Source organism: Streptomyces sp. NPDC107522 (genome assembly GCF_055657525.1).
On sequence record NZ_JBVKAU010000002.1, the window covers coordinates 833,111 to 858,196 of the forward strand.

The 25,086-nt window shown below is 72.3% G+C and carries 22 protein-coding genes and 2 pseudogenes; 11 read left to right on the forward strand and 13 right to left on the reverse strand.

The window, feature by feature from the left end:
- Positions 1-17 precede the first annotated feature (17 nt).
- The 4 genes from ACZ7L6_RS09015 to ACZ7L6_RS09030 all read left to right on the forward strand — a co-directional run bounded on the left by ACZ7L6_RS09015 (position 18) and on the right by ACZ7L6_RS09030 (position 5,201).
- The gene (locus ACZ7L6_RS09015) at positions 18-959 is read left to right on the forward strand and encodes a glutaminase (RefSeq protein WP_471921378.1); all 942 of its coding nucleotides are present in this window, start codon (positions 18-20) and stop codon (positions 957-959) included.
- A gap of 59 nt (positions 960-1,018) precedes the next feature.
- A complete protein-coding gene (locus tag ACZ7L6_RS09020) occupies positions 1,019-2,338 on the forward strand; it encodes a tetratricopeptide repeat protein (protein WP_471921380.1) in 1,320 nt (439 codons plus the stop codon).
- Positions 2,339-2,445: 107 nt separating this feature from the next.
- On the forward strand, positions 2,446-3,840 hold the full coding sequence (gene mptB / locus ACZ7L6_RS09025; protein WP_471921382.1) for a polyprenol phosphomannose-dependent alpha 1,6 mannosyltransferase MptB: 1,395 nt from the start codon (positions 2,446-2,448) through the stop codon (positions 3,838-3,840).
- Positions 3,837-5,201, forward strand: coding sequence for a glycosyltransferase 87 family protein (locus ACZ7L6_RS09030; RefSeq protein WP_471921384.1), 1,365 nt, complete (start codon positions 3,837-3,839; stop codon positions 5,199-5,201). The genes mptB and ACZ7L6_RS09030 overlap by 4 nt, the downstream gene beginning before the upstream one ends.
- An 83-nt stretch (positions 5,202-5,284) precedes the next feature.
- Here the strand turns inward: ACZ7L6_RS09030 and ACZ7L6_RS09035 are convergent.
- Both ACZ7L6_RS09035 and rho read right to left on the reverse strand, forming a co-directional pair.
- A pseudogene (locus tag ACZ7L6_RS09035) lies at positions 5,285-6,139 on the reverse strand (D-alanyl-D-alanine carboxypeptidase family protein); the annotation flags it as partial.
- A gap of 99 nt (positions 6,140-6,238) precedes the next feature.
- Positions 6,239-7,484, reverse strand: a pseudogene (rho, locus tag ACZ7L6_RS09040) (transcription termination factor Rho); the annotation flags it as partial.
- 255 nt (positions 7,485-7,739) lie between these two features.
- Here rho and ACZ7L6_RS09045 point away from each other — a divergent pair.
- Positions 7,740-8,063 carry a YciI family protein gene (locus ACZ7L6_RS09045; RefSeq protein WP_471921386.1) on the forward strand — a complete coding sequence of 108 codons (324 nt, stop codon included), beginning with the start codon at positions 7,740-7,742 and terminating at the stop codon, positions 8,061-8,063.
- Complete coding sequence (locus ACZ7L6_RS09050) at positions 8,060-9,319, forward strand: RNA polymerase sigma factor (protein ID WP_471921388.1); 1,260 nt, start codon at positions 8,060-8,062, stop codon at positions 9,317-9,319. The genes ACZ7L6_RS09045 and ACZ7L6_RS09050 overlap by 4 nt, the downstream gene beginning before the upstream one ends.
- Positions 9,320-9,340: 21 nt before the next feature.
- Here ACZ7L6_RS09050 and ACZ7L6_RS09055 read toward each other — a convergent pair whose 3' ends face one another.
- Positions 9,341-9,739, reverse strand: a complete 399-nt coding sequence (locus tag ACZ7L6_RS09055) for a nuclear transport factor 2 family protein (protein ID WP_471921390.1) — start codon at positions 9,737-9,739, stop codon at positions 9,341-9,343.
- A 70-nt stretch (positions 9,740-9,809) separates the two neighbouring features.
- On the opposite strand from ACZ7L6_RS09055, the gene ACZ7L6_RS09060 reads away from it, so the two are divergent.
- Both ACZ7L6_RS09060 and ACZ7L6_RS09065 read left to right on the forward strand, forming a co-directional pair.
- Complete coding sequence (locus tag ACZ7L6_RS09060; protein WP_471921392.1) at positions 9,810-10,367, forward strand: PadR family transcriptional regulator; 558 nt, start codon at positions 9,810-9,812, stop codon at positions 10,365-10,367.
- Between the two features lie 5 nt (positions 10,368-10,372).
- Complete coding sequence (locus tag ACZ7L6_RS09065; RefSeq protein WP_471921394.1) at positions 10,373-11,101, forward strand: class I SAM-dependent methyltransferase; 729 nt, start codon at positions 10,373-10,375, stop codon at positions 11,099-11,101.
- A gap of 143 nt (positions 11,102-11,244) precedes the next feature.
- On the opposite strand, the gene ACZ7L6_RS09070 is transcribed toward ACZ7L6_RS09065, so the two are convergent.
- The 4 genes from ACZ7L6_RS09070 to ACZ7L6_RS09085 form a co-directional block, all read right to left on the reverse strand.
- Positions 11,245-11,988: a GntR family transcriptional regulator gene (locus ACZ7L6_RS09070; protein ID WP_471921396.1), complete on the reverse strand. Its 744-nt coding sequence runs from the start codon at positions 11,986-11,988 to the stop codon at positions 11,245-11,247.
- Between the two features lie 130 nt (positions 11,989-12,118).
- The gene (locus ACZ7L6_RS09075) at positions 12,119-13,285 is read right to left on the reverse strand and encodes a serine hydrolase domain-containing protein (RefSeq protein WP_471921398.1); all 1,167 of its coding nucleotides are present in this window, start codon (positions 13,283-13,285) and stop codon (positions 12,119-12,121) included.
- A gap of 108 nt (positions 13,286-13,393) precedes the next feature.
- Positions 13,394-13,798, reverse strand: a complete 405-nt coding sequence (locus ACZ7L6_RS09080) for a nuclear transport factor 2 family protein (RefSeq protein WP_471921400.1) — start codon at positions 13,796-13,798, stop codon at positions 13,394-13,396.
- A gap of 10 nt (positions 13,799-13,808) precedes the next feature.
- Complete coding sequence (locus ACZ7L6_RS09085; protein WP_471921402.1) at positions 13,809-14,777, reverse strand: acetylxylan esterase; 969 nt, start codon at positions 14,775-14,777, stop codon at positions 13,809-13,811.
- A 262-nt stretch (positions 14,778-15,039) separates the two neighbouring features.
- On the opposite strand from ACZ7L6_RS09085, the gene galE reads away from it, so the two are divergent.
- Entirely contained in the window at positions 15,040-16,077 is a 1,038-nt protein-coding gene (galE, locus tag ACZ7L6_RS09090) for a UDP-glucose 4-epimerase GalE (protein ID WP_471921811.1), read from the forward strand.
- Positions 16,078-16,087: 10 nt separating this feature from the next.
- Here the strand turns inward: galE and ACZ7L6_RS09095 are convergent, their stop codons facing one another.
- Positions 16,088-17,893: a glycoside hydrolase family 15 protein gene (locus tag ACZ7L6_RS09095; protein WP_471921404.1), complete on the reverse strand. Its 1,806-nt coding sequence runs from the start codon at positions 17,891-17,893 to the stop codon at positions 16,088-16,090.
- 155 nt (positions 17,894-18,048) lie between these two features.
- On the opposite strand from ACZ7L6_RS09095, the gene ACZ7L6_RS09100 reads away from it, so the two are divergent.
- On the forward strand, positions 18,049-18,795 hold the full coding sequence (locus ACZ7L6_RS09100) for a TetR/AcrR family transcriptional regulator (RefSeq protein WP_471921406.1): 747 nt from the start codon (positions 18,049-18,051) through the stop codon (positions 18,793-18,795).
- A 56-nt stretch (positions 18,796-18,851) separates the two neighbouring features.
- Here ACZ7L6_RS09100 and ACZ7L6_RS09105 read toward each other — a convergent pair whose 3' ends face one another.
- From ACZ7L6_RS09105 to ACZ7L6_RS09115, 3 genes are all read right to left on the reverse strand, one after another.
- On the reverse strand, positions 18,852-19,436 hold the full coding sequence (locus tag ACZ7L6_RS09105; protein WP_471921408.1) for an Rv1733c family protein: 585 nt from the start codon (positions 19,434-19,436) through the stop codon (positions 18,852-18,854).
- Positions 19,437-19,593: 157 nt separating this feature from the next.
- Positions 19,594-20,349: a ferredoxin reductase gene (locus tag ACZ7L6_RS09110; RefSeq protein WP_471921410.1), complete on the reverse strand. Its 756-nt coding sequence runs from the start codon at positions 20,347-20,349 to the stop codon at positions 19,594-19,596.
- Positions 20,342-20,947 (reverse strand): sulfite oxidase-like oxidoreductase, encoded by a 606-nt coding sequence (locus ACZ7L6_RS09115; protein WP_471921413.1) that lies wholly within the window; start codon positions 20,945-20,947, stop codon positions 20,342-20,344. Before ACZ7L6_RS09115 ends, ACZ7L6_RS09110 begins: the two co-directional genes overlap by 8 nt.
- 272 nt (positions 20,948-21,219) lie before the next feature.
- On the opposite strand from ACZ7L6_RS09115, the gene ACZ7L6_RS09120 reads away from it, so the two are divergent.
- On the forward strand, positions 21,220-22,071 hold the full coding sequence (locus ACZ7L6_RS09120; protein WP_471921415.1) for a putative protein N(5)-glutamine methyltransferase: 852 nt from the start codon (positions 21,220-21,222) through the stop codon (positions 22,069-22,071).
- A 10-nt stretch (positions 22,072-22,081) separates the two neighbouring features.
- Here the strand turns inward: ACZ7L6_RS09120 and ACZ7L6_RS09125 are convergent, their stop codons facing one another.
- Both ACZ7L6_RS09125 and ACZ7L6_RS09130 read right to left on the reverse strand, forming a co-directional pair.
- Positions 22,082-22,849: a hypothetical protein gene (locus ACZ7L6_RS09125; RefSeq protein WP_471921417.1), complete on the reverse strand. Its 768-nt coding sequence runs from the start codon at positions 22,847-22,849 to the stop codon at positions 22,082-22,084.
- A gap of 145 nt (positions 22,850-22,994) precedes the next feature.
- On the reverse strand, positions 22,995-25,073 hold the full coding sequence (locus ACZ7L6_RS09130) for a SpoIIE family protein phosphatase (RefSeq protein ID WP_471921419.1): 2,079 nt from the start codon (positions 25,071-25,073) through the stop codon (positions 22,995-22,997).
- Positions 25,074-25,086 lie beyond the last annotated feature (13 nt).

The following is a 25,086-nucleotide window of genomic DNA, read 5'->3' on the forward strand; positions in this document are numbered from 1 at the left end:
ACCGGCAGGGAGGCACAATGGTGATCATGGCAGCGTCGACGTCGTCACTGACCTTCCAGCCGATCCTGGAGCGCATCGCGGAGGAGATCGGGCGGACCCCCGGCCGCGGCCGGCCCGCCGACTACATCCCGGCACTCGCGGCCCGCGACCCACGCCGCTTCGGCATGGCCGTCGCGGAACTCGACGGCACGGTGTACGGCGTGGGGGACTGGCGCGAGCCGTTCTCCACGCAGTCCATCACCAAGGTCTTCACCCTCGCGCTCGACCTGGCCCGCGAGGGCGACGAACTCTGGGAGCACGTGGGCCGCGAGCCCTCCGGCAACCCCTTCAACTCCCTGGTGCAGCTGGAGTACGAGAACGGCATCCCGCGCAACCCGTTCATCAACGCGGGCGCGCTCGTCGTCACCGACCGCCTGCATACCCGTACCGGCGACGCGGCGGGGGAGCTGCTGGCCTTCCTTCGTGCCGAGAGCGGAAACCCTGGCCTGGACTTCGACAAGGACGTCGCCGCCTCCGAGTCAACGCACGGTGACCGCAACGCCGCCCTGGCCCACTTCATGGCGTCGTACGGCAACATCGACAACCCCGTGCCGGTCCTGCTCGACCAGTACTTCCGCCAGTGCTCCCTCAAGGCGTCCTGCGCCGACCTCGCCCTGGCCACCACCTTCCTGGCCCGCCACGGCGTCCGCGCCGACGGCACCCGCCTCCTCACCCGCAGCCAGGCCAAGCAGGTCAACGCGGTGATGCTGACCTGCGGCACCTACGACGCGGCAGGCGACTTCGCGTACCGGGTGGGCCTGCCCGGCAAGAGCGGCGTGGGCGGCGGCATCATCGCGGTGGTACCGGGCCGGTGCACACTGTGCGTGTGGAGTCCGGGACTGGACGAGCGGGGCAACTCGGTGGCGGGAGTGGCGGCCCTGGACCGTTTCACGACGCTCACCGGGCTGTCGGTCTTCTGAGGGGCTCCCCTCCGTAATGCAGTTGAGGGGATCTTGGGTCGTCGGTGAAGATCCTCTGCATGTTCTCCCGCAAGAATTGCCGACCGAAGAACCCCGAGCTGCTCAAGGCCTGGGAAGCCCTCGACGAGGGGGACATCCCCGGAGCCCTGCGCCAGTTGCGGCACGGCGTCGACGACGTGCCGCTGGGCGAGGTCGCTGTCGTGGTCGCCCGGGCCGCAGGGTCCGCCGGCTTCGACGATCTGCACGCGGCCGCGACCGCCTTGGCCGCCCGCCCCGAAAAGGCCCAGGCGCTCTACGACTTCGGGTACGCGTGCGTCGAGCGCGGCGTGCCCTACCTGGCGATACCCGCCCTGCGCGAGGCACTGAACCAGGCACCGGGTTCGGCGGCGGTCCTGCGTGAGCTGGTCTCGGCGTACGAGCGCGAAGGTCGGCACCGCGAAGCGGTGGACGTCCTGACCGCCCGCGAGAGCGGACTCGCCGACTGGCCGGATCGCTATCTTCTGGTCTTCAACGCCCTCATGGCCGGTGATCTCGCTCTGGCCCGAAACCAGCACACACTGCTGTCCGATCCGGACGACGCGATGTGGCTGCCCGCACAGGCCCGCCAGCGCCGCATGCTGGAGCGGGCCGCGAGCGCGAAGGCGGTCAGCTCGCTCGACCTCACCGATCTGCGGGGATGGCAGTACGTCATCGGCGGCACCGTGCTCGGCACGCTGTCCCCGTACGGCTTCGACGCGGGCATGGCCGGGCGGTACGCGTGGCTGCAGGACTCCCACGACCAGTGCCTGCGGGGCCTGTTGCGGCTGAAGGCGGTGCTCGGCGCCGCGGGGATGTCTCCCGCGTCGGTGTCCCTGCTGCCCGACCGAAGCAGCAGGATCCTCGGTCTCGCCGCGGCCGAGGTGCTCCAGTTGCCGACGCAGCCGTTCGCGCCCGACCGGCCGGACACGGTCGTCGTCGCGTACGACCTGAACGAGGTGGCCGGGGCGGACCGGGGCCCGGACATCCTCGGCGGGCTCTTCGAGCGGGCACCGGGACAGGTGCTGCACGAGCACGCGAGCAACTGGACCGACCCGCCGGTCGTCACCGCCGACAGCGTCACCCTGCTGCATGAGTCGGCGACAGCACCCTGGGAGGGGCAGCTGAGGGTGGACGACGATGGGAACGTGGAGCGGAGCGCCCCCGACGACCGACCGGAGGAGGAGATCGCCGCGCAGATCCTGGCGGCCGATCCGTCGGCCGACGAAGGCGACGGCGAGACGCCGGCCGACCCGGTCGAAAGGCTCACCGAATTCGTCACCGCCGTCCGCGGCTCCTGGCTGCGCGGCGACCGGGCGGGCCTCACGTCATCGGGCCCGGTGTCCAGCTCCCGGTTCCTCTGAGCCCTGACCGGGAGGGATCACACGGCGGTCACACGCAGGCCGCCGCCCCGAAGGTCCCGCGTCGCTTTCCGGCCACCCGGCGTTGACACCCTGACCGAGTGTTGGCCATGGCTTTCCCCGTCGATCTCCGCCGCTGTCAGATACTCGGTCTGGCCGGCACCGCCATCCTCGCCCTGGGCGGTGAGACGGCCGGTGCGCTGCCGGTCCGGGAACTCCTGGCACCGTCCTCGGTCCACGCGGCCCTGGGCCTGGTCGGCGTGTACTTCGGCGTCGTCCTGCTGATAGCGGCGTGGCTGCTGCTCGGCCGGCTCGTGCGCAGCGCCGACCCGCCCACCCCGCGCGCCCTGCTGCTGGTGCTTGCCGTGTGGGCCACCCCCCTGCTGATCGCGCCGCCGCTGTTCAGCCGGGACGTGTACAGCTACCTCGCCCAAGGGGCCATGGTCGACGCCCACATCGACGTGTACGCGTACGGGCCCGCGCACCTCGGCGGCCCGCTCGCGGACGAGGTCGCCCCGCTGTGGCGGCACACAGCGGCACCGTACGGCCCCGTGTTCCTCGGCGTAGCCTCCGCGCTGTCCGGCCTGACCCGCGGCGAACTCCCCGCCGGGCTCCTCGGTATGCGCCTGATAGCACTGCTCGGGGTGGCGCTGATGGCGGCCGCGCTGCCGCGCCTGGCCCGGCACAGTGGCGCCGACCCGGCCGCCGCGTTGTGGCTGGGCGCCCTCAATCCGCTCGTGCTGCTGCACCTGGTCGCGGGTGCCCACAACGACGCCATCATGCTCGGCCTGCTCGGCGCCGGACTGGTCGCGGCCCTCGGCCGGTGGCCCATCGTCGGCGCCGTACTCGTCACGCTCGCCGCCCTGGTCAAGGCGCCCGCCGCGCTGGGTCTCGCCGCGGTCGTGCTGCTGCAGATGCGGGCCGGCCACCACCCGGCCAAGGCCGTGCTGACCACAGTGGCCGCGTCCGCCGGCACCACGGTCGCCGCAACGGCCGTCGCCGGTACGGGATACGGCTGGATAGGCGCCCTGGACACCCCGGTCTCCCCGCAGAACTGGGCGCTCACCAGCCTGCTCGGCCGGGCCACCGCCTCACTGCTGGAGAAGATCGGCAGCGATCTGGCACCGCTGGCCGTTCCGGTGTGGCACGTCTTCGGCCTCGTCCTCACGGCGGTCCTCGTGATCCTCATATGGTGGCGCTGGCGCCCGCGCCCGGTGTACGCCCTCGGTCTGAGCCTGGCGGCCGTGGCCGCCTTCGGACCGGCGATCCGCCCCTGGTACGCCCTGTGGGGCCTGTTCCTCATCGCCGCCGCCGCGCCCAGCACCTCGGTACGGCACCGGGTGGCGGCCCTGACCGGGGTGCTCGCACTGGCCGTCCTGCCCAGCGGCGGCCCCGCGGACGTCGGCCAGTTGGTGCTGGCCGTGTCCGGGGGCGCGCTCGCCGTGGTCGTCCTGTGGCAGGCGCATCTGGCGGCGCAGGCCCCGGCGTTGGAGCGCACGGCATGAGACTTCCGCGCACCGACCGCGCCCGGCTCGCCCTGGTCCTGGTACTCGCCACCGCGGTGACCGTCTTCACCGCGACCGTGCCGCTGCTGCGCGACTGGTTCGACCTGCGCGTCTACTACGGCACCGTCGACAGCTGGATCCACCACGGCGGCCGCATCTACGACTACCGGGTGCCCGGTACGACGTACGGCTTCACCTACCCGCCGTTCGCCGCCGTCGTCATGCTGCCCATGGCCCTGGTCGATCTGCACGTCGCGATCGCCGTGGCGCTGCTGCTCGACCTGGCGGCACTGGCCTTCGCGCTGCGCGTCCTGGCCGGGCCGGCCTGGCGGCGTTACGGCTGGTACGGCTGCGCGCTCGCCGCCTGCGCGCTGGCGGTGTTCGAACCGCTCAGGGACACCGTCAGCTTCGGCCAGGTGAACGTCCTGCTGCTGGCGCTGGTGCTCCTCGACTGCTGGTTGCTGGCCACGGGGCGGGAGCGCCGGGCGGGCGTGGGCATCGGCCTCGCGGCGGCCGTCAAGCTGACGCCCGCCGCGTTCATCGGCCTGCTGCTGGTGGCCCGGCGCTGGCGAACCGCCGCCGTGGCGACGGCCGTTGCCGCGGCAGCGACGGCACTGGCCGCCTGGGTGGCCCCCGACGCCTCCCGCTTCTACTGGACCCACGCCATGTGGGACACCACCCGGGTGGGCCGCCTCGACTATGTCTCCAACCAGTCGCTGCAAGGCATCCTGGCCAGGCTGGGCGTGGCGGACCGCGCGGTCTGGTCGGTGGTGGTCCTGCTGGTCCTGGGCGTCTGGGTGGCGCGTACCCGGCGGGCGGTCGCGGCGGGGGAGTGGACGGCGGCCTTCGCGCTCACCGGGCTGACCGCCTGTCTGGTCAGCCCGATCACCTGGGTCCACCACCTGGTGTGGCTGCTGCCGTCCTTCGCCGTCCTGATCCGCGCCGGTCACGCACGCATCGCGGGCGCCCTGTACGCGGTGCTGTGCACCAGCGTGGTGTGGCTGTGGTTCGACGACGCGTCCGGCGTGGACGGCTTCCTCGGCAGCAACGCGTACACCTGGATCACCCTCGGCCTGCTGCTCCGCCTGCCGGTCGGTCAGGCCTCCTCCGACCGCTCGACGACCTTGCCGCGCAAGACCAGTGAGGTGGCACCGGCCCCCATGCCGGCGGCGCCCGCGATCGCCCAGGCCTCGGCCCAGCCCACCTCGGCCGGCCCGCCCTCCGGTGCCACCTCCGCCGCCACCGGCGATTTCACGGGCTCCGGCCTCGGCTTGACCCGCAAGGCGTCGAGCGACCCCACCGGTTCGACCCGCCCGGCCGCGCCGAACCCCCAGTCGAGCAGCTCGCCGGCCTCCTCGTAGACGGCCGACCCGCCCGCCCGGGGGTTCAGCACCGTGACGACCAGGGTGCGATCGCCCCGGCGGGCGGCGGCGACGAGCGTGTTGCCCGCCTTGCTGGTGTAGCCGTTCTTGATGCCGATCAGCCCCGGATACGGCTCCACGCCGTCCGCGCCGGTCAGCAGCCGGTTGGTGTTCCGGATCTCGTACGACCAGCCGTTCCGGCCCGGGAACCAGGCCTCGGCCGTGCCGCAGTACCGCGCGAAGTCCGCGTTGCGCAGCCCCGCCCGGCCGAACACCGCCAGGTCGTACGCCGACGACACCTGGCCGGGGGTGTCGTAACCGTCCGGCGACACCACCTTCGTGTCGAGGGCGCCCAGCGAGCGGGCCTTGTCCTGCATACGGGCGGCCGTGACGCGCCAGCCCCCGTTCAGCGCGGCCAGCACCCGCACGGCGTCGTTGCCGGAGCTGAGGAACACCCCGCGCCACAGATCGGCAACGCGGTACGTATGGCCCTCGGCGACCCCCACCAGACTGCTCCCGGGCCCGATCCCCGCCAGTTCCTCCTCCCGCACCCGGTGCCGGATGCCGACGGGCAGCGTCGGCAGCACGGTGAGGGCGAACAGTGTCTTCAAGGTGCTGGCGGGCGGCAGCTTCCGGTGCGCGTCGTGCGCGGCGAGCACCTCTCCGGTTCCCGCGTCGGCGACCAGCCACGAGAGTGCGGAGACCTGCGGCAGTCGGGGCGTCCCGCCGGTCGGCCGCACATGGGTGCCGGGCCGGTACAGCAGCGCCGGCCGCGGAGTCTTCGCCCGAGATCCGCCCGTCGCATCGGGGTCGTGCCCGCTGCGGGCGAACGCGGCGGCGGGCGCGAGCGCCAGCAGCCCGGCCGCGCAGAGCGCGCAGGCGGCCGCAAGAGTCCGAGAGGGAAATCCGATAGTCATACCGTCAACGTAGGAACGCATACGGCGGACACTGCGCTGCCCGGGCCGAGACCGACCGGCGAGCACCCGGATGCCGCACGCGGGGTCGCAACGGGGCCGGTCAAGCCTCGGTCTTCGCGGTCACGCCCCGTCCGTCGGCAGGGTCGGCTGGATCCGCCGCAGGAACGTCGCGTTGTCGGGCGTCTCGCGCATGCGGTCCAGGAGCGTCTCCAGGTTGGACTGGCCGTCCCGGGTCTGCAGGGCCCGGCGCAGGCCGCGTACGGCGGTCAACTCGGCCGGGGGCAGGAGGAGTTCCTCGCGGCGGGTGCCGGACGGGTTGATGTCGACGGCGGGGAAGACGCGGCGGGAGGCGAGGTCCCGGCTCAGGCGCAGCTCCATGTTGCCGGTGCTCTTGAGCTCCTCGAAGAAGAAGTCGTCGGCCCGGGAGCCGGTTTCGACCAGCGCGGTGGCGAGGATGGTGAGCGAGCCGCCCTCCTCGGCCAGACGTGCGGCGCCGAAGAACCGCTTGGGCCCGTGCAGCGCCGCTGCGTCCACGCCGCCGCTGAGGGTACGGCCACCGGACGCGGCCGCGTTGTTGTGTGCCCGGCACAGCCGGGTCAGGGAGTCGAAGAGGATCACGACGTCCTCGCCGGCCTCGACGTGCCGCTTGGCCCGTTCGATGACGAGCTCGGCCAGGGCGATGTGCTGCTTGGGCGCCCGGTCGAAGGTCGAGGCGTACACCTCGCCCCGCACCGAGCGCCGCATGTCGGTGACCTCCTCCGGGCGCTCGTCGAGCAGCACGACCATGAGGCGGCACTCCGGGTGGTTGCCGGCGACGGCCGCCGCGATCTGCTGCAGCAGGACGGTCTTGCCGGTCTTGGGCGGGGCCACGATCAGGCCGCGCTGGCCCTTGCCGACCGGCGCGATCAGATCGGCGACCCGCCCGGTCAGGCCGGACGCCGGGTGTTCCAGACGGATTCGCTCACGCGGGTGAAGCGGCGTCAGCTCGCCGAAGCGGCGGCGGTTCTTGTCGGGGGTGCGCCCGTTGACGCGGGCGACTTCGGTGAGGGCGCGCCGGTCGCCGAGTACGCCCTCGACGAGGTCGCCCTTGCGCAGGCCGTACCGGCGGATCAGCGCGGCGGGAAGCTGGAGGTCGGACGGCGACGGCAGGCAGCTCTCGGCGCGCAGGTGGCCCTTGCCGCTCGCGTCGATGTCGAGGACGCCCGTGACGGTCCGGGCCGGGAGCTGCTGCTGGACAGGAGGGTTTTCGAGTGTGGGGGCGGTCATGGTGATGGGTCCTTTCACGGACGGAAGACATGAGACATGCGGAAGGAAGGGGTGAGCCGCGGACAGCGGGAAGGCGGACAGAGCGCCTTCGGGCGGCGGGAACAACACCTCGGGTAGGGCAGAACCACCGGTCACGAGGTGATGAGGCGAAGCCGGTGCGTCGACCGGCGAACTGAAGGAGAACTGGCACCGGCGCCCACAACAGGGCGTACACAAGTGCTGACAGCACCGTACCACACGCCAACGTGCGTGGGACTTCTTCTATTCCGGGCATCCGCCCGGGGGAGAGGTGTCGATCCGGACCCGTCCCGTTCGTCGGTGGGGTGTAGGAAGCTCATGAGGACCGGGAGGATCCATGAAGTACATGCTGCTCGTCTGCGGCGACGACACCGCCGACGCCTCGGGCATGGCCCCCGTCGAACCCTGGGTGGAGGGGCTCGGCGACCGCGGCGTACGACTGCACGGCCACCGGCTGGCACTGCCAGCCGACGCGGTCACCGTGCGGGTGCGCGGCGGGGAGGTGCTGCGCACCGACGGCCCGTTCGCCGAGACCAAGGAGTACGTCGCCGGATTCGACCTCATCGAGGTCGCCGACCTGGACGAGGCCATCGCCCTCGCCTCGCGCCACCCGGCCGCGCTGGCCGGCAGCGCGGTGGAAGTGCGGCCGGTCTGGGAGTGACCGTGCCCGATGTCGAGAAGGCCGTCGCCGCGGCCTACCGAGAGGAGTGGGGCCAGGTCGTCGCCACCCTGATCCGGGTGACCGGCGACTGGGACCTCGCCGAGGAGTGCGCGCAGGACGCCTTCGCCCAGGCCCTCGACCGTTGGCGGCGCGACGGAGTGCCGCGCCGCCCCGGCGCCTGGCTGACCACGACCGCCCGCAACCGTGCCCTGGACGTACTGCGCCGGGAGGCGGTGGGGGCGGCGAAACTCCGGGAGGTGGCGGTGTCGGCCCGTGACGAGCCGTCGTACGAACTCGAGGACGACGGTGACGACAGCGGCGTCCAGGACGACCGGCTGCGGCTGATCTTCACCTGCTGTCATCCCGCGCTGCCCATCGAGGCCAGGGTCGCGCTGACGTTGCGGACGCTCGCGGGACTGACCACACCGGAGATCGCCCGCGCCTTCCTCGTCCCGGAGGCGACCATGGCGCAGCGCCTGGTGCGTGCCAAGCGGAAGATCCGCAACGCCGGAATCCCGTACCGGGTTCCGCCCGCGCACCTGCTGCCCGAGCGCACGACGGGCGTGCTCGGCGTCATCTACCTGCTGTTCAACGAGGGGTACGCGGCCACCGCCGGCGCCGATCTCGTCCGCACGAACCTGTGTGCCGAGGCGATCCGGCTGGCCCGCGTCCTGGCCCGCCTCATGCCTGACGAGCCCGAGGTGCTCGGCCTGCTCGCGCTCCTGCTGCTGCACGACGCCCGCCGGCACACGCGCGTGGACGCCGCGGGCGATCTGGTGACCCTGGAGGACCAGGACCGCGCGGCCTGGGACCGGGCGGAGGCCGAAGAGGGCGCCGCCCTGCTGGAAACCGGGCTGCGGCGCGGCCGCCCCGGGCCGTACCAGATCCAGGCCGCCATCGCTGCCTGCCACACCACCGCACCCACCGCCGGGGAGACGGACTGGGCCGACATCGCCGCCCTGTACGGCGAGTTGGCCCGCCTCGTGCCCTCCGCCGTCGTCCGCCTCAACCGCGCCGTGGCCGTCGGCATGGCCCAGGGCATGGAGCAGGGCCTCGCCCTGGTCGCGGAGCTGGAGGACGAGGGCGAGCCGGCCGGGTACCACCTGCTGCCGGCCACCCGCGCCGATCTGCTGCGCCGCAGTGGCCGTACGGAGGAGGCGGCCGAGGCGTACCGGCGGGCGCTGGAGCTGGTGGAGAACGATGCGGAACGGAGGTTCCTCGAGAAGCGGCTCGCGGAGTGCCGAGCCGGCGGCTGACCGGTCGGCCGGGCGCGGCCGTCACACCGACCGGGCCTCCGCCTCCTTCAGGATCTGGTCGAACTGCGCCCCCATGGCCTCGGCGAGAGCCTGGGCGCCCGACAGTGGACGGACCATGACCATGAACTCGTCGATCAGGCCGTCCTCGTTCACCCGCAGGAAGTCGCATCCGGTGATTTCCCGGTCGCCCACGCGCGCGGCGAAGACGAGCGCGTGATCGCGGCCACCCGGGTCGTTGATCTCACGCACATAGCGGAAGTCCTCGAAGACCCGCACGACACCGCGCAGGATCGCTGCCGTGATCGCCTTGCCGGGGTACGGCTTGAACACGACCGGGCTGGTGAAGACGACGTCCTCCGCCAGCAGGGCCTCCATGGCGTCGACGTCGCCTGCCTCGACCGCCTCGCGGAACGCGCGCATCGGATCACCTCGTAGTCAATTAGTTGAGTAGGTGCCGATGAGAATAATCACCTGCTGTTAACGTGTCCACATGTCCCTCAAGTACGCCGTCCTCGCCGCCCTCCTGGAGGGCGAGGCCTCGGGCTACGAGCTGTCCAAGGCCTTCGACGTCTCGTTCGCCAACTTCTGGCCCGCGACCCCTCAGCAGCTCTACCGGGAGCTGGAGCGCCTCGCGCAGGACGGCCTCGTCGAGGCCCGGTTCGTGCAGCAGGAACGGCGGCCGAACAAGCGGATGTTCACGCTCACCGAGGCCGGACGGGAGGACCTGCGCGCCTTCGCCGCCGAGCCGCCCCGGCGGCCGACCGCCATCCGCGACGAACTCCTGATCAAGCTGCAGGCCATGGAGGACCCCGAGGCCGCCCGCAGCCTGATCGAGGAGCGCATGACGTGGGCGCGCGGCAAACTCGACCGCTACGAACGCGTCCGCGGCCGCCTCCTCGGCGGGCGGACCGAGGAGGAGTACCTGCGTGAGTCCGACCGCATCGGGCCGTACCTGACGCTGCTGGCCGGAATCTCCTTCGAGGAGGAGAACCTGCGCTGGTGCGAGCGCGTTCTCGCCGTCCTCAAGCAGCGTGTCGCTGCGGGGTGACGCGGATGTTCAGCCCCGAAGGCCCCACTTTGCGCGAACTCGCCGTCCAGGCACTGTCGTCGGTCGAGCGCGGATACGACCTGCTCGCCCCGAAGTTCGACCACACGCCGTTCCGTACGCCGGACTCGGTGCTCTCCACCGTGACGGCGGCGCTCGCCCGGACGGGCTCGTACGACGACGGCCTCGACCTGTGCTGCGGGACGGGCGCGGGTGCCGACGTGCTGGCCAAGATCTGCCGGCGCAGCGTCACCGGCGTCGACTTCAGCGCAGGCATGCTCGACGTGGCCCGGCGGCGGGTGCGGGTGGGGCAGCCGCGTGTCGCCTGGGTCCGCGCGGACGCCCGTGCGCTTCCCTTCGCCCCCGCCTTCGACCTCGTGGTGAGCTTCGGGGCGTTCGGTCACTTCCTGCCCCGCGAGCTGCCGGGGCTGTTCGCGCAGGTCCACTCCGTCCTGCGGCCCGGCGGATGCTTCGCCTTCCCGGTCGTGGCCCCGCCGCGTCCCACGTCCCTCGCCTACTGGATGCTGCTCGGCTTCGACGCGGTGATGCGGGTGCGCAATGCCGTGTGGCGGCCGCCGTTCGTCATGTACTACCGGGCCTTCCGGCTCGGTGAGGTGCGGAGCGAACTGGCACGCGCCGGCTTCCAGGTGGAGCTGCAGGCTCTCCCTGAGTTCGGGCTGCGGCGTGACGGAAGCCCGCGCGTGCGGATGGTGGTGGCGCGACGCCGCCTGGATTGAGGGAGTTGGTCCGCCGCCGGCCGGCTCCGGCATCTCACCCGCCGCCGACCGCCGCACGGCGACCTGTGTCCCCGAGGCAGTGCGGTCTGGTCGGCGGTCGGCAGGCTGCTGGCGCTGGTCCGGCAGTCGCGGGTCGTACGCGCTCAGCCCGTCGCGGGCAGCGTGAACTCGTAGACCAAGGCGTCTTGTTGGGCGTCCACGACGAGGTCCGTGACCTCCAGCGGGCGGGCGTACTGGTCGTGCACGCGCCGCGTGACCCGCACCGAGGGCGCACCCGGGAGCCGGGTGATGGCGTCCCGGTGGTGCAGGGTGAGGCCCGCCTTGCGCATCCAGTCGTAGGCGCGCCGCAGTTGGGCCGACCCGCGGCCGTCGGCGCGGTCGCGATAGCGGCCCAGTTCCGCCACCTCGGCGAGCGCCACCGCAGAGAAGGAGGTCACGGCCGTGCGCCGGCCGCGTCCGTCGGCGCCCGCGGACTCGTAGCGGTGCACCAGGGTCGGCCGGTGCGGGGCGAGCCCCAGGGCCTCGGCGTGCTCCGGCGGAGGTGTCTCCCAGGTGACCGTGGCCCGGTCCGCGGCGCCCGGACTCGCGGCCAGGGCACCGACCGGGAAGGTGAGGGACGCCGGGGTCTCCACCGGCAGCCCGGGCAGCGTGGCATGACTGCCCCGCCGGTCGGTGGCGACGAGACCGCTGCGGCGCAGCACCTCGAGCGCCTGCCGTACGGTCTCCCTGCTGACCCCGAAGTGCTCCGCCAACTGCCGTTCCCCCGGCAGCCGTTCGCCGGGCGGAACGGTTCCGTCGCGCAGCTCGCCGAGCAGCTTCGTGGCGATCCTCCAGTACAGCGGCTGTTCCTCGGCGAGCGGGCGGTCGTGCGGGGTGGTGCGGGCCATGCCGCGCCTCCTGTTGGTGACGTGTCGTAGCCGTGCGGGCTCCTTGCGTCACCAGATCCAAGCATTGGTCTAAACCAACAGGGAAGAGCGGCCTGCCACTTCGGCCGAAACGGCCCGCCTCGACCGGCCCTCACAGAGCGCTGTACAGGGCTTCCACCAGTGCCATTTTCCGCGGGTCATCGGCGATATGAGGGCCCATCCGGTTCATCACATAGCCCAGCGACACTCCCGCTTCCGGGTCGGCCAGACCGCAGGAGCCGCCGTAGCCGTCGTGTCCGAAAGCCCGCGGGTTGGGCCCGTACGAGCCGTTCGGGCCGCTGAGCCAGAGGCCGAGGCCGATCTCCGTCTCCCTACCGAGTCCGGCGCCGAGCACCAGATCGAGGCAGCGGCCCTGTCCCTCGCGCACCCGCTCGGCCGCCTCGGGGGAGAGGACGCGCCGGCCCTCCTGTGTCCCTCGGCCCGCGAAGATCCCGTACAGCGCGGCGACCGCCCGCGCCGTGCCGTGACCGTTCGCGGCGGGGATCTCGGCGGCCCGCCACTCGGGCGAGTTGGCCTCCGCGGCACCCAGGGCGGGGTTGGCCAGCGCGGCCAGCGCCGCGGGTGCCAACTGGCTGAAGACAGCGGCCTGTTCGCTGGTCGTCGCCACCGGCGGCTGCACCAGCTCGGCCACGCGTCCGGAGTCCTTCTCCGGCAGTCCGATCGCGAAGTCGATCCCCAGCGGGCCGGTCACCTCCCGCTCCAGGAACGCCCCCGGCAGCAGCCCCGACACGCGCCGCACGACCTCCCCGACCAGGAAGCCGTACGTGAACGCGTGATACCCGGACCCCGACCCCGGCGCCCACCACGGCTCCATCGCCGCGAGTCGCTGCGTCGTCAACTCCCAGTCGCAGAGCTGCTGGAGCGAGTGCGGCTCCCGCAGTCCGGACAGGCCGGCGCGATGCGACAACAGATGCCGGACGAGGATCTGCTCCTTGCCCGCGGCGGCGAACTCCGGCCAGTACGCGGCTACGGGCGCGTCGAAGTCGAGCAGTCCCCGGTCGGCGAGGATGTGCGCGCACAGCGCCGTCGGCCCCTTCGACGTCGACCACACGTTGACCAGCGTGTCGCGCTCCCAGGGGCGGCTGCGCGCCGCGTCGGCCCATCCGGCCCACAGATCGACCACCGTCCGGCCGTCGATGCTGACGGCGACCGCGGCGCCCAGCTCCCCGCGCTCCCGGAAGTTCGTCTCGAACGCCGTCCGCACCGCCGCGAACCGCGGATCGCAGTGCCCGTGCGCCTGCGTCTCGTGCTCCGTCATGGGCCGTCCTTCGTCGTCCGCCGGAAACCCGGGCCGCGACACTGCGACCCGGGCCCATCGAACGTACCGACTGGTCGGACTGGGCGGAAGGTGGCGGACAGGCCGAACTCAGACGAAGAACCGCGTGCCTTCCGGCTCCCGGTGCCCCGCGGCCGTGTGCCAGTAGTCGCGGGTCTCGACGGCCAGCCCCGTTGCGTCGAAGCGCACGAAGACGCAGCCGGCGAGTGTGGACGGCGCCCCGTCCTCCTCGGCGAGGACCCGGAACTCGGCGACGGCGACACCGTCCTGGCCGATGACCGGCGGCGAGAACCGGACGTCGGTCACCCGCTCGCCGGCGAACGACCAGCGCAGATACCCGGCCAGCTCGGCGCGCCCCCTATGCGGCTCGCGGAACGGCATCGAGCGGTGCACGCAGTCCTGGGCGTACAGCTCCAGCAACGCCTCCACGTCATGCTCCGCCCAGGCCCGTTCCCAGACCCGGACGAACCGCTCCGCGGCCTCACGCGTCTCCATACGGGCCCTCTCAGGCGTGCGAGCGCAGCCAGTCCAGCTTGGCCGCCTCGTGGAAGGGACCGCCGCCCTCGTGGTCGTTGAAGTCGTACACCTCGATCGCCTTCTCGTCGTGGGCCCACGCGTTGAACGCCGCGAAGACGGTGGAGGGCGGGCAGGTCAGGTCCTCCAGGGCCGCCGAGAACAAGGCGGGTGCCCGGCCGCGGGCCGCGAAATGGACGGCGTCGAAGTAGGACAAGGTGCGCAGCACGTCCTGGGTGCGGCCCCGATGGGTCTTGAGGTAGAGGCCGATCTCGCGGTACGGGTGGCGGTCCGTGATCGTCGCCGCGCGCGGATAGTCGCACAGGAACGGCACGTCCGGTGCGATCGCCGTCAGGTCCGGAACCAGGCCACCCACGGCGATCGTGATGCCGCCGCCCTGGCTCGAACCGAGCGCGACCGTGCGCGAGGCGTCGGTCAGGGGATGCGAGCGGGCGGCCTCCACGGCGCGGACCGCGTCCGTGAAGACCCGGCGGTAGTAGTAGTTCTCGGGCGCGTCGATGCCACGGGTCATGAAACCCGGGTAGGCCGGCGCGGCCCCCACCGGGTCGGGCGTCCCGCCACCGGCGCCCCACGAGCTGCCCTGGCCGCGCGTGTCCATCATGAAGTGCGCCCGTCCCGTGGACGCCCACAGCAGATTCTCGTGCGGCAGGCCGCGCCCACCGCCGTAGCCGATGAACTCCACGATCAGCGGCAGCGGCTCCGTGGCCCCGGCGGGCAGCCGCAGCCAGCCCTTCACCGGGTGACCGCCGAACCCGGCGAACGTCACGTCGTAGACCTCCACCGTGGACAGCCCCGAGTCGACCGGTTCGAAGCGGGCGTCCAGATCGTGCTCGCGGGCCTCCCCGAGGGTCTTGGACCAGAACGCGTCGAAGTCCTCGGGCTCCACGGACTCGCTGCGGTACTCGCGCAGTTCGTCGAGCGGAAGGTCGAACAGGGCCATCTGGAACCGCCTTTGCGAAGAGTGAGTGCGGATGATCACACCGTACGCGGGCGATCGGAGGACTCGCCAGGCCGTCCGAGGTCACGAGCGGCTCGGCAGCCTCTCTTGACACCCGCGTAGGGTGGAGTCAAAGTCGTATATATACGTCGTAAACGTACGGCGTCGGGACGTAGTCAGGAGTCTCCGTGCCATGACGCCCAGCAAGCCGTCGCCGGTGAAGCCTCCCGGCAACGGGACCGGGTCTCCTGGCCCGCCGTCGACGATCCTCGTCACCGGGGGTGCGGGGTTCCTGGGCAGCCACGTCTGCGTCGAACTGCTCGATCACGGCTACGAGGTGATCGTCGTCGACGACTACTCCAACAGCACTCCGCAGGTCCTGCCGCGCGTGGAACGCATCGCCGGGCGCTTCGTGGGGGCCGTCTACGAGTTGGACATCCGTGACCGCCGGGCCCTGTCGGCCGTGTTCGACCGGCACGCGGTGGACGCCGTCGTGCACTGCGCCGGGCTGAAGGCGGTGGGCCCGTCGACCCGGATGCCCGTCGAGTACTACGACACGAACGTCGGAGGCCTGACCGCTCTGCTGCAGTCCATGCACGACCACGGCGTCCACCAGCTCGTCTACTCGTCCACCTGCTCGATCTACGGCGACGCCGGCCACGGGCTGCTCGACGAGGACACCCCCGCCCGGCCCACCAACCCCTACGCGGCCTCCAAGTGGCTGGGCGAGCAGATCCTCGCCGACGTCTGCCTGCGCCGTCACGAGTACACGGTGCTGTGCCTGCGGTACTTCAACCCGGTCGGTGCGCACCCCAGCGGACTGCTCGGCGAGGACCCGGCCGGCGACCCGGACAACCTGATGCCCTATGTCGCGCAGGTGGCCATAGGCCGGCAGGAACGGCTCCGCGTGTTCGGCGGGGACTACCCCACGGGTGACGGCACCGCCGTCCGGGACTACCTGCATGTCATGGACGCGGTCGAGGCGCACCGCATCGCACTCGACCACTTCACCGACGCGCCGGGCATGCGCGTGTACAACCTGGGTGTCGGCCGGGGCAGTTCGGTCCTGGAGGTGGTCGCCGCGTTCTCAGAGGCGAGCGGCCGGACGATCCCGTACGACATCGTGCCCCGCCGTCCCGGTGACGTGGCCGAACTGGTCGCCGACGCGAGCTCCGTGGCGCTCGACTGGGGCTGGCGGCCCACCCGGGACCTCGCCGACATGTGCCGGGACGCCTGGCGGTTCCAGCAGGTCAACCCGCACGGTTACGCGGGCGCCGCGCGACGCCCGCATCCGAAGCACTGAGGCCCGGCGCTCAGCGGCCCGAGGCGCCCAGGCCGGCGGCGCTGAGACCGAACGCCGTCTCGACCAGGGCGATGTGGCTGAACGCCTTGGGCGCGTTGCCCAGTTGGCGGCCCATTTCCGGATCCCACTGCTCCGAGAGCAGGCCGACGTCGTTGCGGACGGCCAGGACGCGCTCGAAGACGTCCCGGGCCTGTTCCGGGTGGCCGGTCGCGGCGAGGGCGTCCGCGTACCAGAGGGAGCACGACACGAACGCGCCCTCCGGGCCGGGCACGCCGTCCGCCTCGTGCCCGCCGTCGCCGTCCGTGGCGTACCGCCGTACGAATCCCTCGTGATCGAGCCCCCGCATCGCGCGGACGGTGCCGCGCACGCGCTCGTCCGAGGCCGGCAGGAAGCCGAGCCGGGGCATCAGCAGCGCCGAGGCGTCCAGGGCCGAGGAGCCGTAGGACTGCACGAAGGTGCGCCGGCGCGCGTCCCAGCCCTCACGGCACACCTGGCGGTGCACCTCGTCCCGCATGGCACGCCACTCGCCCGACGAGCCGTTGCGGCCGAGTACTTCGCCCATGCGCACGGCGCGGTCGGCGGCCACCCAGGCCATGACCTTGGAGTGGACGAACTGCCGTCCCGGGCCGCGCACCTGCCACAGCCCGTGATCCGGTTCCCGCCAGTGGCGCAGCAGATGGCCCATCAACGCCTCCACCAGGCTCCAGACATGGGGCGGCATGGGGATCCCGGCCTGCAGCGACAGACAGAGGGCGTCCAGGACCTCACCGTAGACGTCGAGCTGGAACTGGTTCATCGCGAAGTTGCCGAACCGGACCGGCCGCGAGCCCTCGTAGCCGGGCAGCCAGGGTGCCTCGGTCTCCGGCAGCAGTCGCTGACCGCCGACGCCGTAGACGGTCTGCAGATGGGCGGGGTCGCCGGCGACGGCCCGCACCAGCCAGTCCACCCAGGCCGCCGCTTCCTCCCGGTAGCCGCTGCGCAGCAGACAGGACAGGGTCAGCGTGGAGTCGCGCAGCCAGCAGTACCGGTAGTCCCAGTTGCGCTCCCCGCCGATGCAGCCGGGCAGCGAGGTGGTCGGCGCCGCGACGATGCCGCCCGTGGGGGCGTAGGTGAGTGCCTTCAGCGTGATCAGGGAGCGCACGACTGCGTCCCGCCACGGTCCCTCGTAGCGACACTGGGCGCTCCAGCGCCGCCAGTAGTCGCTGGTCTCCTTCAGGAGGGTCTCGGCCGGAAAGGACAGTGGCGCGGGCGTCTCGGGCAGATGGGAGGGCGACCACACCAGCGTCAGGGCCAGTCGCCGTCCGGCCGGGACGGTGAAGTCGTACACCGTGGAGTCCTCGCGGTCGAGTGCCCGCACGGGCCCGTCGGTGTCCAGCCAGACGGCGTCCGGGCCGGCGACCGCCACCGCGCACTGGTCGACGGCCCGGATCCAGGGCACGACCCGACCCTGGTGGAAGCGCAGCCGCAGCTCGCTGCGCATGGCTACGGCGCCGGAGAGCCCCTCGATCACCCGGACGACGCACGGCAGTTGGGAGCGGGGCGGCATGAAGTCGGTGACCCGGACGGTCCCCGTGGGGGTCTCCCACCAGGTACCCAGAACCAGCGTGTCCGGCGTGTAGGCCCGCCGTGTGCACGACCCGCGGGTGACCGGGGAGACCCGCCAGAAGCCGTTGTCCTCCGTGCCGAGCAACGAGGCCAGACAGGCCGGCGAGTCGAAGCGGGGGAGGCACAGCCAGTCGACGGAACCGTCCTTGCCGACCATGGCGGCGGTCTCCAGGTCGCTGATGAGGGCGTAGTCCTCAATGGGAGCACTCATGATCCGCACGTCGTGTGCTGCGTATATTTACGTTGTAAACATCATCCCTCTGTGAGTGGCGCAGCGTCAAGAGGCGACCAGGGCGGGTATGTTTACGCCGTAAAGCATGCTGTCGCCCCGGGCCGGCCGCACGGTCGCGGGGCAGGGAGGCACGGATGGCCGGCGGATCAGCAGACAAGCCCGCACGCCGCGCCAGTGACCGCGGGCGGTACGGCAGGCTCAGTCGTGAGCGCGTGCTGACCGCCGCCCTGGAACTGGTCGACCGGGAAGGCCTCTCGGCTCTGAGCATGCGCCGGCTGGGTGCCGAGCTCGGTGTCGAGGCGATGGCGCTCTACCGGTACGCGGCCGGCAAGGACTCCCTGCTGGACGGCCTTGTCGAGGCCCTGTACCTGGAGCTGGAAGAGCGGCTCGCCGGTGGCTCCGAGGCGAGCGCAAAGCCGCCCACCGAGAGCGGGGCACTCCCGTGGCGTGCTGAGCTCCAACGGATCGCGCGCGCTCTGTACGACGTGTGCCTGGCCCACCCCCAGGTGGTGCCGCTGCTCTCGACCCGCATGATGGCCGTTCCGCTCGCCCGCAGGCCGCTCGCGGTCCTGCGGGATCACGAGCGGACCCTGCTCCTGCTCCGCAAGGCCGGGTTCGACGACGCCCGCGCCGCCGCCGTGTTCCGCGCCTACACCGCTTGGGTCCTCGGCTATGTGTCCGTGGAACTGAGGGCCATGGTGGACAACCCCGAGGAATCGGACCCCGCGTTCCGCCTGGGCCTGCACCGCATGCCGTCCCAGGAACTGCCCGTGCTCCGTGCGACCGCCCCGGCCCTCGCCGAGCCGGGCGGACCGGAAGGCCTGTCCGCAGGGCTCGACGCACTGCTCGACTGCCTGGCACCGGCGGACCGGACGTCCTGACATCGTCGCAGTCGACAGGTCGACAGGTCGGCGCCTCGGCGCAGGACCGCCACGGGTCAGGCCCGGCGCCCCGTCCACTCCGGCTCCGTCCGTGCCCACTCCTGTTCCCATTCCGCCAGGCGGCGACGCATGGCGGCATGGCGGACGACCGTGTGGCCGAGGAGGACCAAGCCGCCCGCGCCGGCCGTGGCGCAGACACCGATGGTCACGGTCTGGTGCCAGACCGCCATGCTGTCGGGAGGAGCGGGGACGCTACGGCCCCGGGAGTCGAGCCACACGTCGACCATGTCGCCCGTCCGGGTCCCGGGCGGCACACGTGCCGTGGCCGTACGCGGCACGTCTGCCGGCTCCGTCCACCGGACCGTCGCCTTGGCGGGCAGCTGCCGTCCGCCCTGCGCCGTCGGCAGCGGGGCGGAGCCCCTTCCGATGACCTCGGCCCGGATGTGACGGCGCTCGGCGCGCTGCTCCCGCACCGTGGTCAGGGCGTCGTCGTGGGCCCACCAGGCCGCGACCGCCCCGGCCAGCGGAGCGCCGACGAACAGCAGCGCGATCACGGCCACCACCGTCCACGCCTCGACCACATCCGACCGGCGCCGCAGCGGACTGCGCCGCCAGCGCCAGCCAAGCACCCGGCTTCGCATGCCGTCCAGGTACCCCGTACACGGCACGTCGTGCCTGACGATCTCTGCGCCATCGTCAACGACGGACCCTGGACGGACGCACGCCGCGCGCCTCCCGCATGTTTCGCGGGTCCCGCACGCCGCGCGCCTCCCGCACACCGTCGCGACGTGCCGCCGGTCAGCCGAAGCGCTCGATCCGGATGCGGTCCACGGGCTGACCTGCCGCCACGAGCAGCCTCGAGGCATGCTCCGCGAATCCGTTGGAGCCGCACACATAGGCCTCCCACCCACCAGGAGGCTGCTCGGCCAGGAGGGGCGCCACATGTGCGGCGGCCATACGTCCCACCGGCACACCCTCCGGCGCGCTCCGCGTGAACACGGGCGTCGTCTCCGCGCCGTACTCCCTCGCGTAGATCAGTTCCTCGGGGCTGCGGGCCGACACCAGCAGCCGCAACGGCACGTCCAGGCCCCGCGCCCGGTGGTGCCGCACCATCGACATCAGCGGTACGACGCCGGATCCGGCGCCGACCAGCAGCGCGGGCCGGTTCCCGGGCCAGGCGAAGAAGCCGCTGAGCGGACCGCGGACCTCGACCGTGTCACCGGGCTCGGCGACCGTGTGGAACCAGCCGGACACCTCACCGCCCTCGACATGGTCGAGGGTCAGCTCGATGTGCCCGGCGTCGTCCGGCGCGGACGCGATCGAGTAGTGGCGCTGGGCCACATAGCCGTCCTCGGCGGTCAGCCGCAGCATCAGGTGCTGGCCGGGCAGATGGCCCGCCCATGCGGGCACCGCGAGCCGGAAGGTGGCGGCGTGTGGGGTCTCGCGGCGGATCTCGGTGATCGTGGCGGTCTGCCAGACCGCGGCGGCCTGGTTGCTGACGGCGATCCGGCCGGGCACGGCGAACCGGGTCGGTGGAGCGAAGGTCTCAGTCACCGGAGTACCGCTGCTCCTCCCACGGGTTGCCCCGCGCGTGGTAACCGTTCTGCTCCCAGAAGCCCGGCTCGTCGTGGTCGAGCAGCCGGATGCCCGCGATCCACTTGGCGCTCTTCCAGAAGTACAGGTGCGGCACGAGCAGCCGCGCCGGTCCGCCGTGCTCGGCGGGCAGCGGCTTGCCGTCGTACTCCCACGCGACCCAGGCCTTCCCGCCGGTCAGGTCCGCGAGGGGGAGGTTGGTGGTGTACCCGGTATGTGAATAGGCGACGGCATGGGTGGCGGACACATGGGGCCGCACCACATGGAAGAACGCGTCCAGCGACACACCCGCGAACCGCACGCCGAATTTCGACCAGCTCGTCACGCAGTGGATGTCACCCTCGTACATCGATCCCGGCAGCGCGTGCGCCTCCTCCCAGTCCCAGGTGCGCGGCTCCTCGACCAGGCCGTCCACCCGGAACGTCCAGTCGGCCGGCGACAGGTCCGGGGTGACCTCCGCGGAGAGCACGGGCCAGTCCTCGCCCGCGTCGTACTGCCCTGGTGGGAGCCCTGGGTCGGGGAGGCGTGGGCGTCCGGTGAAGCCTCGGGTGACGTTCATGCGGGGGGTGCCTCCAGGCCGCCGTGGACGACGGCCGGCGGGTCGAGCGTGATCAGTACGTGTTCATTCAACCGTACGTGGCCGCAGGCCCACGTGATCGTTGGGGTAGGGTGGCCGTCCGGCCGGGACAGCCCCGGTGTCGCGGAGCCCGGGAGGTGAGACCCATTACCGCTGTGTCAGGTCGGGTGCTCTCACCTCGCATCGGCGCGGATCACCGCCAGTAGGCGCGACCGCGAGAGCACCCTTCGGCTTCCGAAAGGCTCTCGGCCTCCATGCCCCCTCTGTCTTCTTCCTCGTCCTCGCCTTCCTCGTCCCCGTCCCCCGTGCCGCTCTCACGCGACGCCGTCGTGACCGCACTGCGCGCCGCCGGCTGTGTCTTCGCCGAGGACGAGGCCCGGTTGATCTTCGCCGCCGCCCGCACCCCGGACGAGCTGGCCGAAATGGTGGACGGCCGCGTCACCGGCCTGCCTCTCGAACTCGTCCTGGGCTGGGCCGAGTTCCGCGGGCTGCGCATCGCCGTGGAACCCGGCGTCTTCGTACCCCGCCGCCGTACCGAGTTCCTGGTCGAACAGGCCCTCGCCCACTGCCCGGACGCGTCCGTCGTCGTGGACCTGTGCTGCGGCTCGGGCGCGGTCGGCGCGGCACTGGCCGCCGCACTCGGCCGGGTCGAGCTGCACGCCGCCGACATCGACCCGGCCGCGGTGCGCTGCGCCCGCCGCAATGTGGCTCCCTTCGACGGTCAGGTGCACACGGGCGACCTGTTCGAGGCACTGCCCGCCAGCGTGCGCGGCCGCGTCGGCATCCTCGCGGCGAACGTGCCGTACGTGCCCACCGGAGAAGTCGGTCTGCTGCCCGCGGAGGCACGCGACCACGAGCCGCGCGTCGCGCTGGACGGCGGTCCGGACGGGCTGGACGTCCTGCGCCGGGTCGCAGCCGAGGCACCCCGATGGCTGGCACCCGGCGGCTGCCTGCTGGTCGAGACGAGCGAACGCCAGGCGCCGACGGCCCTGGACGCCTTCACCCGCAGCGGGCTGTTGGCGCGGCTGGTCGTCTCCGAGGAGCTGTACGCGAACGTCGTCGTCGGCCTCAACGATCCCGGAAACCAGCCCGGACACCAGGTCTGACCAGGCCTGATCAGACCGACGCGCCGCTCTTCGAAGGACTCTCCGAGGGGGCGGGGGACTGCCGGTCCCAGTGGCGAGGTCCGGGGAACTTGCCGCGCCAGTCGCCCGGCCCCCGGTCCTGCTTCCCGTCCTCGTCCTTCCTCCAGTCCTTCCAGGTGCCCGAGAGCACGCGGGAGGCCGTCCGGGCGTTGTCCTCGTCGGACCGGGTGCCGACCAGGAAGACGGTCTCGCCCTTCTTGAGATCGCCCGTGCCGGAGCTCTGCTCCCCGTCGTGATGGACGGTGGTGTCCGAGCCGACGGTCCATGTCCACTCGGCGCCGTCCTCGCTCCTGACGGTGACCTGGTCGCCGTCGACCTTCTCGATGGTGCCGCGCTGCCAGGTCCGTACGATCCACTCGTCGGTGTCGGGGTCCTTCACGGTCGTCTCGCCGTGCACGCCGCCCCCGCCCAGGCCGAACCCCATGCCGTGGCCGTGCCGGCCGCCGGGGCCGTCGGGGCCCGGTGACGCCGGCGCCGAGCCGGAGGCCGCGGGCGTGGCCCCGCCGCCCGAGCCCGAGGACGCCGCCGCGTAGGCGACCGTGCCACCGAGGGCGAGCACGGCGACCGTGGCCACCGCGGTCACCGCGCGGGCCCGGAGGGACCGCCGCTGCCACAGCCCGCGCAGAGCAGCACCCCGGGCGGGCTCGCGCTCCGGGCCGCCCGGTCCGGTGAGGACCTCGAACTCCGTGCCGGCCGGCTCCGGGCCGGCGTTGTGTCCCTGATCCGGATCGTGTGTCACCGCTCGCTCCCGTCGGTCACGGCACCCGGCATCCCCATGCCATGCCTTGCTGTGATTGTCGGTTGCGGAGGGTAAGGACCAGGTAATCAGGAGCTGTGAAAAACGGCCGCCCGAGCCGTGGACCCGCTCGCCGGCGCCGTGCCCGTCAACTCGGCGTCAGCACGCGGGCGATGAGCAGTGCCACGTCGTCGGAGTTGTCCGGCCGGTGCAGAGTGCGCAGGAGAAGGTCGCAGCACTCCTCCAAGGGGCGGTAGGGGTCGTCGAGGAGCCGCAGAAGAGCGTCGAGGCGCTCGTCGAGCGGGTGCTGCCGGGTCTCGACGAGGCCGTCCGTGTAGAAGACCAGCTGGTCGCCGGGCTCCAGGTCGACGGTCGTCGTCGAGAAGGCGACGCCGCCCACGCCCAGCGGTGCTCCCGTGGGCAGTTCGAGGAATTCCGGCGGGTGGCCGGGGCGGACGCGGGCGGGCGGCAGATGCCCGGCGTTGGCGATGCGGCACTGCCGCAGCTTCGGGTCGTGGACGGCGTAGACGCATGTGGCGATGGAGTGGTCCAGGCCCTCGGTGATCTTGTCGAGGTGCTCCAGAAGACGGGTCGGTTCGAGGTCGAGCGAGGCCAGCGTGTGGGTCGCGGTGCGCAGCCGGCCCATCGTCGTCGCGGCGTCGATGCCGCTGCCCATCACGTCGCCCACGACGAGCGCGGTCTTGCCGTCCTCCAGCGGAATCACGTCGAACCAGTCCCCGCCGACCTCGGCGCTGGCGCCCGCGGGCTGGTAGCGGGAGGCGACCTCCAGGCCGCCGGTCACCGGAGGATGGCTGGGCAGCAGACTGCGCTGCAGGGTGAGGGCGGTGTCGCGGGCGTTCTGGTACCAGCGGGCGTTGTCGATCTGCACGGCCGCACGGGCGGCCAGTTCACGGGCGAGCAGCAGGTCGTCCTTGCTGAACGGCAGCGGATTGCGGGTGCGCTTGAGGTCGAGGGCGCCGAGCACCTCACCGCGCGCAGTCAGCGGCACCGCCAGATAGGAGTGCACGCCCGCGCGAGCCAGCTGGACGGCGGCCTCGGGGGAGCGGGCGATCCGCAGCAGGTCCTTCTCCTCGACCCGGGCGACCATCACGGGGCTGCCTGTGCGCACGCACTCGGTGACCAGGCGGTCCGGGCCGTAGCGGGCGACCTCGCCGGGCTGGTCGGCGGCGGCGAGGGCCACCGTGACGTGGTCGGACTGGACGGCCAGGGCGCGGATCACCGCCGGCTCGGAGGGGCCGAGTGTGCTGCGTCTGCCCTCCACCACGGCTTCGAGCAGGTCGACGGCCGCGACGTCGGCGAGCTCCGGCACGGCGACGTCGGCCAGCTCGTGCGCCGTGATCTCCAGCTCCAGCGTGGTGCCGATCCGCGCGGAGGCGTCCGCGATGAGAGCGAGGCGCCGCCGCGCCGTCTCGGCCTCGACGGCGGCCTGATGCTGCTCGGTGATGTCCACGGCCATGCCGGCCACGCCCAGCACCGTCCCCGCCGTGTCCTCCAGCCGGTAGAGCGAGATGGACCAGAAGTGCTCGCGGTCCGGATCGGCCGGAGTCCGGCCCGTGATGCGCTGGTTGATGAGCGGATCACCGGTACGCAGCACCTCACGCAGCGCCGCCTCGATCGCGTCGGCATCGATGTCCGGAAGCAGCTCGCGCGGCGTATGGCCGATGTGGTCCTCGGCGGGAATGCCGTTGAGCAGCGCCAGCGCCTCGTTGACCGAGACGTACCGCAGTTCGGTGTCGAGGACGGCCAGGCCGACCGGAGCCTGCGCGATGGTCCGCGTCGACAGCGCCACGTCCCGCTCCAGCCGCCGGACCGTCGTCTGGTCGGCGCACAGGCCCAGCGCGTAGACGTCCCCCTCGTCGTCGAGCAGCCGCATGTTGCGGAACTCCACCAGTCGCGTGCTGCCGTCCTTGCGCCGGATGGGGAAGGCACCGGCCCAGCCCTCACCGGTCTCCATGACGTCGGAGAACAGCTTGACGACCAGGTCCAGGTGCTGTTCGTGGACCAGGATCCGGGCGGCGTACTGGCCCAGCGCCTCCTGCGCCGGATAGCCGAACAGCTCCTCGGCCTGGGGGCTCCACAACACGATGCGCCCCTGGACGTCCAGCACCACCGAGGCCACGCCCAGCACGTCGAGCAGGCCGCTCGGCCCCACCGGACCGTGCACCGGCTCGTCGCCCTCGGGCACGGGACGTTCGGCTGCAGACATCCCACGCACCGCC